The sequence below is a fragment of the Streptomyces sp. NPDC040432 genome (genome assembly GCF_055595445.1).
Genome location: NZ_JBVIVP010000005.1, coordinates 414,873 through 428,287, shown reverse-complemented (window position 1 = coordinate 428,287; position 13,415 = coordinate 414,873). Strand labels below are relative to the sequence as shown.

Annotated in this window: 10 protein-coding genes, 1 tRNA gene and 2 pseudogenes; 6 read left to right on the top strand and 7 right to left on the bottom strand. The window is 73.9% G+C overall.

Annotated features, from left to right (window positions below; translation table 11 throughout):
- Positions 1 to 9 precede the first annotated feature (9 nt).
- The gene (locus ACZ58N_RS14975; RefSeq protein ID WP_471159078.1) at positions 10 to 435 is read left to right on the top strand and encodes a (2Fe-2S) ferredoxin domain-containing protein; all 426 of its coding nucleotides are present in this window, start codon (positions 10 to 12) and stop codon (positions 433 to 435) included.
- A gap of 43 nt (positions 436 to 478) precedes the next feature.
- On the opposite strand, the gene fdhD is transcribed toward ACZ58N_RS14975, so the two are convergent.
- Positions 479 to 1,315, bottom strand: a complete 837-nt coding sequence (fdhD, locus tag ACZ58N_RS14970) for a formate dehydrogenase accessory sulfurtransferase FdhD (RefSeq protein ID WP_471159076.1) — start codon at positions 1,313 to 1,315, stop codon at positions 479 to 481.
- A 205-nt stretch (positions 1,316 to 1,520) separates the two neighbouring features.
- Between fdhD and ACZ58N_RS14965 the strand changes: the two genes are divergently transcribed.
- Both ACZ58N_RS14965 and ACZ58N_RS14960 read left to right on the top strand, forming a co-directional pair.
- Positions 1,521 to 2,462: a beta-ketoacyl-ACP synthase III gene (locus ACZ58N_RS14965; RefSeq protein ID WP_471159074.1), complete on the top strand. Its 942-nt coding sequence runs from the start codon at positions 1,521 to 1,523 to the stop codon at positions 2,460 to 2,462.
- Between the two features lie 229 nt (positions 2,463 to 2,691).
- Positions 2,692 to 2,776, top strand: a tRNA-Leu gene (locus tag ACZ58N_RS14960).
- Positions 2,777 to 3,169: 393 nt separating this feature from the next.
- On the opposite strand, the pseudogene ACZ58N_RS14955 reads toward ACZ58N_RS14960, so the two are convergent.
- The 3 genes and pseudogenes from ACZ58N_RS14955 to ACZ58N_RS14945 all read right to left on the bottom strand — a co-directional run.
- Positions 3,170 to 3,889, bottom strand: a pseudogene (locus tag ACZ58N_RS14955) (IclR family transcriptional regulator domain-containing protein); the annotation flags it as partial.
- A 785-nt stretch (positions 3,890 to 4,674) separates the two neighbouring features.
- Positions 4,675 to 5,277 (bottom strand): sigma-70 family RNA polymerase sigma factor, encoded by a 603-nt coding sequence (locus ACZ58N_RS14950; protein ID WP_471159073.1) that lies wholly within the window; start codon positions 5,275 to 5,277, stop codon positions 4,675 to 4,677.
- Between the two features lie 38 nt (positions 5,278 to 5,315).
- Positions 5,316 to 5,477 (bottom strand): hypothetical protein, encoded by a 162-nt coding sequence (locus ACZ58N_RS14945; RefSeq protein WP_471159071.1) that lies wholly within the window; start codon positions 5,475 to 5,477, stop codon positions 5,316 to 5,318.
- Between the two features lie 39 nt (positions 5,478 to 5,516).
- Here ACZ58N_RS14945 and ACZ58N_RS14940 point away from each other — a divergent pair, with 39 nt between their 5' ends.
- The 3 genes from ACZ58N_RS14940 (at position 5,517) to ACZ58N_RS14930 (ending at position 10,866) form a co-directional block, all read left to right on the top strand.
- Entirely contained in the window at positions 5,517 to 7,484 is a 1,968-nt protein-coding gene (locus tag ACZ58N_RS14940; RefSeq protein ID WP_471159069.1) for a hypothetical protein, read from the top strand.
- A gap of 305 nt (positions 7,485 to 7,789) precedes the next feature.
- Positions 7,790 to 9,505 carry a methionine--tRNA ligase gene (metG, locus tag ACZ58N_RS14935; protein WP_471159252.1) on the top strand — a complete coding sequence of 572 codons (1,716 nt, stop codon included), beginning with the start codon at positions 7,790 to 7,792 and terminating at the stop codon, positions 9,503 to 9,505.
- Positions 9,506 to 9,675: 170 nt separating this feature from the next.
- Positions 9,676 to 10,866: a glycosyltransferase 87 family protein gene (locus ACZ58N_RS14930; protein ID WP_471159067.1), complete on the top strand. Its 1,191-nt coding sequence runs from the start codon at positions 9,676 to 9,678 to the stop codon at positions 10,864 to 10,866.
- Positions 10,867 to 10,917: 51 nt separating this feature from the next.
- On the opposite strand, the gene ACZ58N_RS14925 is transcribed toward ACZ58N_RS14930, so the two are convergent.
- The 3 genes and pseudogenes from ACZ58N_RS14925 to ACZ58N_RS14915 all read right to left on the bottom strand — a co-directional run.
- Entirely contained in the window at positions 10,918 to 11,577 is a 660-nt protein-coding gene (locus tag ACZ58N_RS14925) for a response regulator transcription factor (protein ID WP_471159066.1), read from the bottom strand.
- Positions 11,565 to 12,812, bottom strand: coding sequence for a sensor histidine kinase (locus tag ACZ58N_RS14920; protein ID WP_471159250.1), 1,248 nt, complete (start codon positions 12,810 to 12,812; stop codon positions 11,565 to 11,567). Before ACZ58N_RS14920 ends, ACZ58N_RS14925 begins: the two co-directional genes overlap by 13 nt.
- A gap of 47 nt (positions 12,813 to 12,859) precedes the next feature.
- A pseudogene (locus tag ACZ58N_RS14915) lies at positions 12,860 to 13,255 on the bottom strand (3'-5' exonuclease); the annotation flags it as partial.
- Positions 13,256 to 13,415 lie beyond the last annotated feature (160 nt).

Here is a 13,415-nt window from a genome sequence, read left to right as displayed (position 1 = left end):
CGTGCATCGGTGACCTGGATACGCCCGCTCGCCGCCCACGCCCCACGCCCCTGCACCCTGGTGGTCTGCCGGGGTTGCTGCTGCGGGGACCCGCGCAAGAACCCGGGCTCCGACCACGCCGGCCAACTCGCCCGGCTGCGCGAGGCGGCCGACGCATCGGAGGGCCTGCTGGCCGTCCGGACGAGCGAGTGCCTCGGACCGTGCGCCCAGGCCAACGTCATCGTGGTCCAACCCACCACCGAGAACCGCCGCCGGGGCGCGCGCGCCGTCTGGTTCGGTTTCGCCCTGGACGACACCGCGACGGACGAGATCATCGCCTGGGCCGAGTCCGGCGGACCGGGCGCCACCCCGCTGCCGGCCACCCTCGACCTCCACCGGATCGACCCGCCGGAACCGAAGCCGGCCCCCACCTCGCGCCGCGGTCGCCGCCGTTAGGGTCCGCGACCATGCCCGTCGTCGCCCGGCGGGCACCGGCCCGCTACGCGTCCGGCAGGACGATCCGTTGCTCACCCGCGTACACGTTCATGTCCCGGCCCCGCAGGAAGCCCACCAGGGTCAGCCCCGATTCCAGGGCCAGGTCCACCGCCAACGAGGACGGCGCCGACACCGCCGCCAGCACGGGTATCCCCGCCATCACCGCCTTCTGCGCCAACTCGAAGGACGCCCGGCCCGAGACCAGCAGCACCGCCCCCGTCAGCGGCAGCCGGCCGGCCTGGGCGGCCCGTCCGACGATCTTGTCCACGGCGTTGTGCCTGCCCACGTCCTCCCGTACGTCGAGCAGCTCGCCCTCCGCCGAGAACAGCCCGGCCGCGTGCAGTCCGCCCGTCCGGTCGAAGACCTTCTGCGCCGCCCGCAACCGGCCCGGCAGTTCGGCGAGGACCTCCGGGGTGACCCGTACCGGATCGGCGGCGAGGTCGGGGAAGTGCGTCGCCGTGCGCACCGCGTCCAGGCCGGCCTTGCCGCACAGACCGCACGAGGAGGTCGTGTACACGTTCCGCTCCAGCGTGATGTCCGGCAGCGGCACTCCTGCCGTGAGCTGCACGTTGACCACGTTGTAGGTGTTGGAACCGTCCTCCGCGGCACCCTCGCAGTAGGTCACGGCCCTGACGTCCGAGGTGCGGGCGATCACGCCCTCGCTCACCAGGAAGCCGACGGCCAACGCGAAGTCGTCACCCGGCGTGCGCATGGTGATGGCCAGCGGTTTCCCGTTCAGCCGGATCTCCAGCGGCTCCTCCGCGACCAGCGTGTCCGGGCGGACCCCGATCACCCCGTCCCGGATCCGTACGACGCGGCGCCGCTCGGTCACCCGTCCCATGGCGTTCGACCACCCGTTCTGTCCTCGTCGTGCACCTGACGAGGACATTCTCGCGGATCTGCGGCGTACGGAGCCCCCGGCAGGAAGTTGCTCGGAATTCTCCAAACATCGGTGTGAGATTCCTGTCGGGTCACGCGCCCCTGTACCGACCGGTAGCAGGTCAAGCTGAGGAATCCTGACTTCCGTACAGAGGGGGACCCCGCCCATGACCGGTTCACGCGTGGTGGCGCTAGGGCACTACCAGCCCGCGAAAGTGCTCACCAACGAGGACCTCGCGGCCATGGTCGACACGAACGACGAGTGGATCCGGTCCCGGGTCGGCATCCGGACGCGTCACGTCGCCGGGCCGGAGGAACCGGTCGACGAGCTGGCCTACCAGGCCGCCGGGAAGGCGCTCGCGAACGCCGGACTGATCCCCGACGACATCGACCTCGTCCTGGTGGCCACCTCCACCGCCATCGACCGCTCGCCGAACATGGCCGCCCGCGTGGCCGCCAAGCTCGGCATGGGCGGCGGGCCGGCCGTCATGGACATCAACGTCGTCTGCTCGGGCTTCACGCACGCCCTTGCCACCGCCGACCACGCGATCCGCGCGGGCTCCGCCACCCGCGCCCTGGTCATCGGCGCCGACAAGATGACCGAGATCACCGACTACAACGACCGCGCCACCTGTGTGCTCACCGGTGACGGCGCCGGCGCTGCCGTCGTCGAGGCGTCCGAGGAGCCGGGCATCGGCCCAGTCCTGTGGGGTTCGGTACCGGAGATGGGTCACGCGGTGCGCATCGAGGGCACGCCCCCGGTCTTCGCACAGGAGGGCCAGTCCGTCTACCGCTGGACCACCAGCCAGCTGCCGCCGCTCGCCCGCAAGGTCTGCGAGAAGGCCGGGATCACCCCCGAGGAACTCGCCGGGGTCGTCCTCCACCAGGCCAACCTGCGGATCATCGAGCCCCTCGCCGCCCGGATCGGCGCCGTCAACGCCGTCGTCGCGCGTGACGTGGTCGACTCGGGGAACACCTCGGCGGCCAGCATCCCGATGGCCCTGTCGAAGCTCGTGGAACGCCGCGAGATCCCCGTCGGAGCCCCCGTCCTGCTGTTCGGCTTCGGCGGCAACCTCTCGTACGCGGGCCAGGTCATCCACTGCCCGTAGGAGCCGGCCGGCGGCACCCCTCCGTGTCCCGTCCCGACGTGGACCGGCCCGGGGCGCGACCGACCGCACCCCCTGCGCGAGACGCTCCGTCCCGCCACCCGGTGTCGGGCATGCGCGCAGGTCAGCGCGGCGTGGCGGAGGAGGGGCGCCCCGGATATGTGGTCGGAACCCCGCCGATCCTTTGCTATTGTTGTCCATGTCGCCGCGGGAAACCGGGGCCGACCACCTGGTCCGGGTGGCGGAATGGCAGACGCGCTAGCTTGAGGTGCTAGTGCCCTTTATCGGGCGTGGGGGTTCAAGTCCCCCCTCGGACACGAGCAAGAGCCCCACACGAAAGTGTGGGGCTCTTCTGCGTTCCCGGGCCTCCCCGTGTCGGGGAGGCCCGGGCGTCACATCCGCAGCACGACCAGGCCGTCGGGCGGCGGGAGGGTGCCCGGCACGACCTCGGTGAAGGTGCGGGGGAGCGAGAGGCGCGGACCGTCGGGGGTGCCGGGAGACGGGGCGTCGAACAGGTAGGCCGTCGCCGCTGCGGGGTCGCTGACCAGGTGGGGGCCGTCCGGGGTGGCCGTGGCGCAGGTGATGCGGGTCAGCGGGGTGCGGAACAGCCGGCCCAGGTGGCGCAGCGTCTCCGGGGTCATCCGGGTCGAGGGGGGCCCGGCGTCGGGAGCGGGGTCGGCGGGCGGGGCGTCCGGCGGGATGGCGCCCGACAGCAGCAGGGCCAACAGCACCGGGACGGCCTTGCGGCGCAGGGCCTCGGTCGCCGGGCGCAGGCGGTGGGCGTGGGCGGCGGGCAGGGACAGGGCGAGGCTGCCCGCCGAGTCGCCCGTGGCGATCGGAACGGCCGCGCAGACGACACCGGGGGAGTACTCGCGCAGGTCGAAGACGGGGGCACCCGGGGTGACCGCGTCGAGGGCGCTGAACAGGACCCGGCTGTCGGTGATGGTGCGCGGGGTGAGCCGGGCCGGTCGGTGACGGGCGACGTGGTCGGCTCGGCCGTCGTGGTCGAGCTGCGTCAGCAGGCACTTGCCGACCGCGCTGGCGTGCGCGGCCGCGCGGAAGTCGACCCACTCGCGCACCGGCGGAGCGCCCGGCCCGTCCGCCATCTGGGTGATGCGGACCTCGCCCTCGGCGTACCGGCTCAGGTAGACGGCGGCGCCCGCGCTGTCACGGGCCAGGGCCAGGGTGCGTTGGAGCTGCCCCGCCAGGCCCTGTCCGCCGGGGGTCGCGAGCCGGTCCAGGGCCGGTCCGCGCCCGTAGACCCCCACCCCCGGGCGGTAGGCGTACTCCTCCTCGCACAGCAGGGCGAGCAACGGGCCCAATTCCGCCTCGGCCAGGCCCGTCTCCCGGCTCAGCCGGCCGACCCGGACGCCGAGCGGGTGTCGCTCCAGGACGCGTACGACGGCCAGCGCGCGGAGCGCCTGCGCCATGGCCTCGCCGGTGTCGGCCCCGGGTGTCGATCCCCGTGCGGCGGACGTGAGAGAGGGGTGGCGCAGGGGTCCCGCGGCGGGGCGGGGTCGGGGGGCGCGCAGGGGAGGCGGCGGCAGGAACGCGGCCAGGACGGGCACCAGCCCGGGCTTCGGCAGCGGTACCGGGCCCAGGTCGGGATCGTCCGTCTGGTCGACGTAGCGCAGGACGGCGGCCTGGGCGCACAGCCGCACCTCGCGCAGCTCGCGGCGGCCACCCGGACGGAAGCCGCGCAGGGCCAGTTCACGCGCCCAGACCCGGGCGTCGTGGTGCTCGCCGCGCCGGGAGTGGTCGAGGAAGAGGCAGTAGGCGGCGGACGCGGTGCGCGCGGTGCCCGCGCCGGCCGCGAACTGCCACCAGAACCGGGATCCTTCGCGCAGGCCCGCCAGGTGCAGGAGGCAGCCGAAGACGACCGCGCCCGGCAGGTCGGTGTGTCGACGGTCGAGGAAGCGGCCGAGGTCGTGTTCCGCACGCGGATCGCAGACGACGCCGAGGCAGAGGGCCTTCAGGTCGCGGCGGGCCCGTTCGGCGTCGAGGGGGCAGTCGCGGGCGGGATCGCTCCAGCCGAAGGGGCGGCGCCGGACCCGGCCGACGGTCGCCACGACCCCCGGTACGAGGGGGACGCGCAGCAGCCGGGCCTCGGCGGCGCCCAGGTCGTAGTGCGGGTAGCGGTCGCGGACGCCGGCCCGGTCCAGGAACTCGGCCAGCGCGCGCGGGTTCCCGTCGCGGTCGTGGCCTTCCGGCGGCCTCATGATTCCGCGGCCGCGTCGAGCAGCCGGGCCAGCCGCCGGTGTGCCTGGCCGAGTTGCGAGCGGACGGTGGCCTCGTCGACGCCCATCACGTCGGCGGCCTCCCCGGGGGTGCACTGGAGTCCGTAGCGCAGCATCACGGTGTCCCGTTGTCGTTCCGCGAGGCGGGAGACGGCGGAGTAGAAGCGAATCGTGTCGGTGAGCACCTCGTACTGGTCGACGTGCGCTTCCTTCAGGGCGGCCTCGAAGGCGCTGATGTCCATCGGCTGGGGCTGTCCGAGCCGGGGATCGCGTCGACGCTGCCCGTCGACGATGCGCTGCTTGAGGACGGTCCAGGCGTAGGCGTCGAGACGGTCCATGTGGAGCATCCGGAGCCACTCGTTCATGATCGAGTCGAAGGTGGCGTCCACGGCGTCCTCCGCGGCGGCGTCGGAACCGAGCTGGAGGTACGCGAAACGCATGTACGCCGGCCGCCGGTTCGCGTGGAACGCCCAGTACGACAGGCGTGCGGTCGGATCCCACTGGCTCATCGGTGTCGGCTGCCGGCGCCGACTCGGCAGCCCCACGGCCCCACCGGACTCCTCCGGTCCGCCATCGTTCACCGTTCCCCACCTCATCCCCTGGTGCGGGGGACATCAGATCAGCGCGGGCGCACTCGGAGGGCGCAGAGAAGAAACCTGGAAATATTACGTTCGGTGATGATCGATTGTTGATCGACGTTGATCGTGCGGCGGCTTGACCAGCGCAGATGCATATGCCGGATGCGATCCCGGACCCGACGGGCCTCCAGCGGCACGTCCACGGCGTGTGACCATCCCAAGATTCACTCGTTTGTCTGAGCGTGGCCACCTCACAGCGATTCGGCTCCACCGCCGTCGAACAGGCCGAGGCGGTGCTCGTCGAGCACTACCCCCATCTGGTCCGCCTCGCGTACGTCACCCTCCCCGACTCCCTGGGGCGACACACCCGGGTACTCCTGGCACACCGGGTCGTGCAACGGGCCCTGCCCCGAGCCGGTGGTGGCCCCGACCCCGGCGGACCGGGCGGCCCCGACAGTCCGGGCGGCCCCCTGGGCGGCGTCCGGGTCCGGGTGCTGCGCGCGGCCCTCGCCCCCGCCGGGCGGGCGCGCGCCCTCCTCGTCCGGGTCGGATGGCCACCGGCGCCCCCCTTCGTCTGGGGACTGCGCCTCTGGCCCCCGGCGGGCGGCATCGACGAGGCGGCCCGGCTGCTCGTCGGCGCGCCCGCGCCGGTCCGGGCCGCCTTCGTCCTGAGCCGGCTGGACGGACTGCCCGAGGAGGCCGTCGTGCGGCTGCTCGGCGCGGCCGGCGCCCCCGACGCCGCCGACGGGCTCCGCGAAGCCCTGGGCGTACCCGTCGACGAGACGCTCCTGCGGACGCTGCGCACGACGGAATTCGACTCCAGCGTGGTCAGCACCCGACCCACCGACCTGCTGCGCCGCCGCCGCAGGGTCCGCGCCGGGTGGGCCGCCGTGGCGGCACTGGCCCTGACCGGTGGGGTCCTCGTCGCCCACGGAACTCCGGCCGGAGCCCCGACCGCACCCGCGGCGGGACCGGTCGCCGCCGGGGTGCTCGACCCCGCCCGACTGGTCAAGGTCCCCGCCGAGGCCTGGGCCGACACCGCCCGGGTCGACTTCACCGCCTGGCCCGCCCGCGGCGCCCGCACCGCCGACCGGTCCCTCCTCGCCCGGGCACTCGGCGCCTGGGCGGCCCGGCCCGGCGGCGTCACCGTCTCCGCGGCCCCGGGCACCGCCACCGACCCGCCGGCGCACCACCCCCACCTGCTGTACGCCGGGAACGTGCCGGGCGTCGACCCGGGGCAGGACGGGCGGGACCGGGCGGTGGTGCTGCTCCTCGACGGAGACCGCGTCGTCCGCTACACCGAAGCCGCGGCCGGCCCCCGCGGGCGGACCCTGGACTTCGCCCGCACCGACGAGGCCGGGGTCACCACCGCCGCGGCCCTCGCCCTCGGGACCAACACCGAAGGCCGGCCCGCGCGCTACCTGGTCGCCCCCTGGATCGCCACCGCCGGGACCCGCGACCTGCTCCGCCCCGGGGACGGCACCACCGCGCTGGCCGTCGGCGCCGACGGGGTCACGGCCCCGGCCGCGGTGCCCCGTACCGTCGGGAGCTGCGACACCTGGCCCGCGCTCGAACTGACCTCCTCCGCCCGGATCGTGGAGAAGCACTCCTTCGTCCTCGCCGACCTGGGCACGCCCACACCCGTCCACCTCACCTACACCCCGCTCCCCGACGGCCCCGGAGCCGTCGCCGCCCGCCAGCCCCGCGAGGCCACCGGCGCCGCCGCCCGAGCCGCCTGGGCACCCGTGGCCTGTCGGCTGCGGGAACTGCGCGGAGGCGGCGTACGGGCCGTCAACGTCTGGGACTTCGCCGCCTCCGAACTCCCCGACGGCGCCGGCCGGGCGGTGTGGACCTGCACCCGCGCCTCCGGATGGGCCGGACCGGGCGACGTCCTCGTCCAACTGCGGCTGCCCGCCGGGCCGCCGCAGGACGTCACGCGGGCCCGGTCCACGGCCGCCTGCGGACGCTTCGGCCAACACCTCCTCGCGGGCACCCGCTGGCGCTCACCGGCGGGCCGCTGGTACCTCCTCGCCGCCGGGAGCCGGGAGGTCGCCGGCATCACCGCGTCCGGCGCGGTCCGCGCGGAGGCGAACGGCCGCACCCTGACCGCCCCGGCCGCGGCGGAGGGCGCCCCCGTCTCCCTGACGGCCCGGCTCCTGAGCGGCGGTCGGATCACCGCACTCGACGGCGCCGGGGGCGGCCGGGACTGAGGCACCGGCGGCGGGCCGGACCGGATGCCGACGGCGGGCCCGACCGGGCGGTCCGACCGGGGCCGTCCGCCGGCGCCCCGGTCACGGCCGTCCGCCTCCCGGACGACGGTCGGTGGCTTGGTCCACCGCCTGTAGCATGGGCCCATCGCGAGGGCCGTGACGGAGAGGTCACGACCCTCGCTTTTGCGTTACGCCCACCCCGACAAAATGCGGCGCGTGCCCTTTCGGCGGTTCGATACGATGAACCCCATCACAATCCGTCACCGGCACATCGTCACCGCATGAACGAAATGGAGCATCCGAGGATGGCTCGACACCTGATCACCAGCGCGCTTCCCTACATCAACGGGATCAAGCACCTGGGCAACATGGTCGGGTCGATGCTTCCGGCGGATGTGTACTCCCGGTACCTCCGCCAGCGCGGCCACGACGTCCTGTACATCTGCGCCACCGACGAGCACGGCACGCCCGCCGAACTCGCCGCCAAGGAAGCCGGCATCTCCGTCGCCGACTTCTGCGCGCAGGCCCACGACGCCCAGAAGGCGGTCTACGACGGCTTCGCGCTGTCCTTCGACTACTTCGGCCGCAGCTCCTCCCAGCAGAACGCCGAGATCACGCAGCACTTCGCGCGGAAGCTCCAGGAGAACGGCTTCATCGAGGAGCGGGCGATCCGGCAGGTCTACTCTCCCGCCGACGAGCGCTTCCTGCCGGACCGCTACGTCGAGGGCACCTGCCCGCACTGCGGCTACGACAAGGCCCGCGGCGACCAGTGCGAGAACTGCACCCGCGTCCTGGACCCCACGGACCTGATCGAGCCCCGCTCGGCCATCTCCGGCTCCACCGACCTGGAGGTCCGCGAGACCAAGCACCTCTTCCTCCTGCAGTCGAAGCTCCAGGTCGAGGTGGAGGCCTGGGTCGCCGAGCACGAGGAGGAGTGGCCGCAGCTGGCGTCCTCCATCGCCCGCAAGTGGCTGACCGAGGGCCTGCACGACCGCGCGATCACCCGAGACCTCGACTGGGGCGTCCCCGTCCCGGCCGACACGTGGCCCGAACTGGCCGCCGACGGCAAGGTCTTCTACGTCTGGTTCGACGCCCCGATCGAGTACATCGCGGCCACCAAGGAGTGGGCGGACGCCGAACCGGCCGACCGCGACCACACGTCCTGGTGGTACGAGGCCGATGACGTGCGCTACACGCAGTTCATGGCCAAGGACAACGTCCCGTTCCACACGGTGATGTTCCCGGCCACCGAGCTGGGCACCCGCGAGCCGTGGAAGAAGGTCGACTACGTCAAGGCCTTCAACTGGCTGACGTACTACGGCGGCAAGTTCTCCACCTCGCAGAAGCGCGGCGTCTTCACGGACCAGGCCCTGGCCATCCTCCCGGCCGACTACTGGCGCTACTTCCTGATCGCCAACGCCCCCGAGTCCGACGACTCGTCCTTCACGTGGGAGCACTTCGCCGCCACGGTCAACAAGGACCTCGCCGATACCCTCGGCAACTTCGTCAACCGCGTCCTCTCCTTCTCCCGCAAACGCTTCGGCGACGACGTCCCCGCGGGCAACCAGGCCGGAGAGGCCGAGGCGAAGCTCGGCGGGCAGATCGCCGAACTGCTGGCCGAGTACGAGGGCCACATGGAAACCCTCCAGTACCGCAAGGCCGCCGCCGCGCTGCGCGCCCTGTGGTCGGCCGGCAACTCCTACCTGGAGGAGAAGGCCCCCTGGCTGGAGATCAAGACCGACCCGGAGGGCGCGGCGCTCACCCTGCGCACCGCGATGAACCTCATCCACCTCTACTCGGTGGTCTCCGAGCCCTTCATCCCCACCTCGGCGCACGCCATGCGCTCCGCCTTCTCCCTCGCCGACGACACCGCGACGTGGGTGACGCCGGAGCAGGCGAAGGCGCTGGACGCGGTACCGGCCGGAACCCCGTTCACCGTGCCGCCGGTGCTCTTCGCGAAGATCACCGAGGAGGACCTGGAGTCCTACCGCGAGCGCTTCGGCGGCGCCCCGGAGGCCTGAGGTCCCGGGGCCCGAGGGCCCCGCGCACGACCGCCCGGAGGGGCGCGTCCCGATACGGGACGCGCCCCTCCGGCGCGTCCGGACCACGGCGGGAGGTAGGGGAAACCCCACCACGAAGAGGCCACTTGGGCGTGCAGACCCGAAGGGGGCCGCGCGGCTGGAATGGACCCATGATCCCTTCCCGAACCGCCCGATGGACCGCCGGCTGGCTGCTCGCGGCCGGCTGGGCGTCCTCGTTCCCGCTGTTCTCCTCGCTCGGGCCGCACCGGCTGTGGGGCTGGTGCGCCGGCGCCGGATACCTCGTGGCCGCCGGTGCCACGCTCCTCGGCCGGCGCCGCGCGGCCCTCGGCGCGGCCCTCCTCGGGGCGGTCGCCGTACCACTGGTGTACCTGGTGCTGACGGGCCAGGGGCAATCCGAGGTCGGCGTGATCGAACGGGCGGGGCGGCTCCTGCTGCGGACCGGACGCGTCTACGCGGACCGGCCCGCCGGAGTCGAGGAGTACACCCCCTACCTCCCCGGCATGGCGCTCCTCGGTGTGCCCCGCGCCCTGCTGGACGGAGCCTTCGGCACCGGCGGGAGCTGGGCGGTGCGGCCGTTGGGCGACGCCCGGATCTGGTGCGCCGCCGTGCTGTTCGGTGCGTTGTGGGTCGGCCGCAGGCTCCTCGGCGGGACCCGCTCGCCCCTGCTGCCGGTCCTGGTGGCCTCGCCGGTGGTGGCGCTTCCGCTGGTGGTGAGCGGCGTCGACCTGCCGCTGGCGGGCCTGTGCTGCCTGGCGCTCGCCGCCGCCGGTTCCGGGCGGCCCGGGGCTTCCGGGCTGGCGCTCGCCGCGGCCTGCGCCCTCAAATGGACCGCGCTGCCCGCCGTCGCGGTGGCCGTCGCGCTGCTCGGCTCCCTCCGGGGTGCGCGGGCCGCCGTGCGCTGCGCGGCCGTCGCCGCGCTCGGCACGGCAGCCCTGGTACTGCCGGGCCTGCTGCTCCAGCCGGCGGAGATGTGGCGGCAGGTGTTCGCCTTCCCCACGGGCCGCGCCGACGTACCCACCCCGGCGAGCAGCCCGCTGCCCGGGCACCTGCTGGCCGGGGTCGGGCCCTGGGGCTGGTACCTGACGGTGGGCCTGTTGGCGCTCGGAGGACTGGCCGTCGCCGTCTCGCTGGTGGCGCGCCCGCCGCGTACGGTCGTATCCGCCGCCCACCGGCTCGCCCTCGGACTCACCCTGGCCTTCCTGTTGGCCCCGGCGAGCCGCTTCGGCTACCTGGCGCTGCCCGTCCTGCTGGTGGCCTGGGCCCGTTCCGTGGCCCCGGAGGCCGCGTCCCGCGTGGTGGCCCGCTCCCGGACACGGGTGGAGCCCGCCGAAGTGCGGTGAGGGCCCGCGGCGCCCCCGATCGGCGCGTCGGGCCGTTCCCGGCGGAACGGCTCAGGCGCCGGCGCGGTCGCGGAGGTGGGCGAGGACCGCCAGGACGCGACGGTTGCCCTCGGCGGGGTCCAGCTCCAACTTCGAGAAGATGCTTCCGGCGTGCTTGACCACCGACGCCTCCGTGATGAAGAGGCGCTCCGCGACCGTCTGGTTGTTGAGCCCCTCGGCGATCAGCGCCAGGACCTCCCGCTCGCGCGGGGTGAGCCGGCCCAGGGGCTGGTCCCGCGGGGCGGGGGCGAGCAGCACCCGGACCACCTCCGGATCGATGACCGTCTGCCCGGCGTGGACCCGCCGCAGGGCGTCGAGGAACTCGGTCACCTCGCCGACCCGGTCCTTCAACAGGTAGCCCAGCCCGGCCGCCGGACCGGCGGCGAACAGCTGGGTCGCGTACGCCGTCGCCACGTACTGGGACAGCACCAGCACCGGCAACGAGGAGTCCCGGGAGCGCAGTTCCAGCGCCGCCCGCAGTCCTTCGTCGCGCAGGCCGGGCGGCATCCGTACGTCGGTGACGACCACGTCCGGCCGCTCGGCCGCCACGGCCCGCAACAGCTCGGGGGCGTCGCCGACGGCCGCCAGGACCCGGTGGCCGCCCAGTGTCAGCAACTCCGACAACCCGGCCCGCAACAGCACCGAGTCCTCGGCGAGAATCACCCGGAGCACGGCACCTCCACCCGGAGCTCCGTCGGCCCGCCCTCCGGACTGGACACCATCAGCCTGCCCTGCAACATCGCCACCCTGTCCGCGAGACCCGCCAGGCCCGCCCCCGCGCCGGGATCCGCCCCGCCGCGGCCGTCGTCGCTGATGGTGAGGGTGAGCCGGCCGTCCTCGACCCTACCGGCGACATCCACGTGCGAGGCGCCACTGTGCTTCGCGGCGTTGGCGAGTGCTTCCGTGACGGTGAAGTAGGCGGTGGTCTCGACCGGTTCGGGCAGCCGGGGCACCGGCAGATCGACCGTCACCGGCACCGGATGGCGCAGGGCCACCTCGGCGACGGCCGCCGCCAGACCGTGGTCGGTCAACACCTGCGGGTGTATCCCCCTTACCAGGTCGCGCAGTTGCTCCAGGGCGAGCTTCGCCTCGCCGCGCCCACGGCTCACGAGTGCCGCCGCCGCGGCCGTTCCGGACACCCCGCGCAGTTCCATCTCGGCCAGCCCCAGCGTCATGCTGAGCGCGACCAGTTGCTGCTGCGCCCCGTCGTGCAGGTCCCGTTCGATCCGCCGCCGTTCCGCCTCGAAGGCGTCGACGAGGCGGACCCGGGAGCGCGTCAGCTCCAACACCCTGCCGTCCTCCGCGCGCGGTCCCAACAGCAACCGGGCGACCTTCACCTGCGCCCCGGCGAGCAGCGCGCCCGCGTACGCGGCGACGACGAGGCCCACCAGACCCACCGCGGTGCCGGCCAGCCCCTCGACGGGATCCGCCACCGCGCGGCCGGGTATCAGCATCACCGAGTCCGGGGCGATGGCCCACACGATGACGGGCGTGGCGACCAGGATCCAGGAGCCCGCCAGCAGCGTGATCACCCCGAAACCGGCCACACCGAAGAGGGGCCCCAGCAGCGCGGCGTATCCGAACTCCCGCCAGGTGGCGCGCTCCCGCAGCCGCGTCCGCAGCCAGGCGGGCGCGCCGGCCCCGCCCAGGGACGTGTGCGGATCCGCGACCCGGTCCGGATCGACCCAACGAAGTCGCCACCGCTCCAACGTGCCGAGCGGGACCGCGCCCGCCACGGCCGCCACCAGCAGCACCAGCCCGAGCCCGACCACGGACAACAGCACCCCGAGCCCCACCAGTGCCGCCAGTACCAGCAGCACCAGGTAGCCGAGCACGGCCCCGCTCCCGAGATACGCCCAGCAACGCCACGGCCACCACGACCCGAGGAACACGCGAGGTCGCCGCATCACGCCCCACACGGTGACGGGCGGGCCGCCGTCGCCCACGGAGGCCACTACGCGCGGACGGCCGCGTCGGGGACCGCCGCGGCCGGCAGGGGGGACGGCGCCCCGTGCCAGGAGACGGCCGGCGCGTCCCGGGCCCTCGTGCAGGCGACGAACGACAGGCAGTGCTCGGCGGTCAGGTCGCTCCGGTGTTGCAACGGGTCCACCTGCGCGGGCGTGACCTGCGGCGGGAACGGCACCACCCCGTCCGCGACGCCCACGACGGCCACGCAACGGAATTCGAGCCCCTTCATGGTGTGCATCGTCGCCACCCGCACCCCGCTCACCGACGGCCCGGTGGCGTCCTTCACGGCGACCGCGGCGATGCCGTCCCGCCGAAGCCGCCCGATCACCGCGTCGACCGGGGTGTTGAAGTGGGCGCACACCGCGATGTCGGACGGATTCACGTGATTCTCCAGCCCGTCGTACTCGTCGAATGACTCCTCCGAGATGGCGAGCCGGGGCATGGGACTCCTCTGTGCGGCGGTGTGGAGCGGGCTGGAGCAAGCCTACGTACACGACGGCGGTGCGGGCACGCGGCACCGGTGTCGGAGGAGACGCACGGTC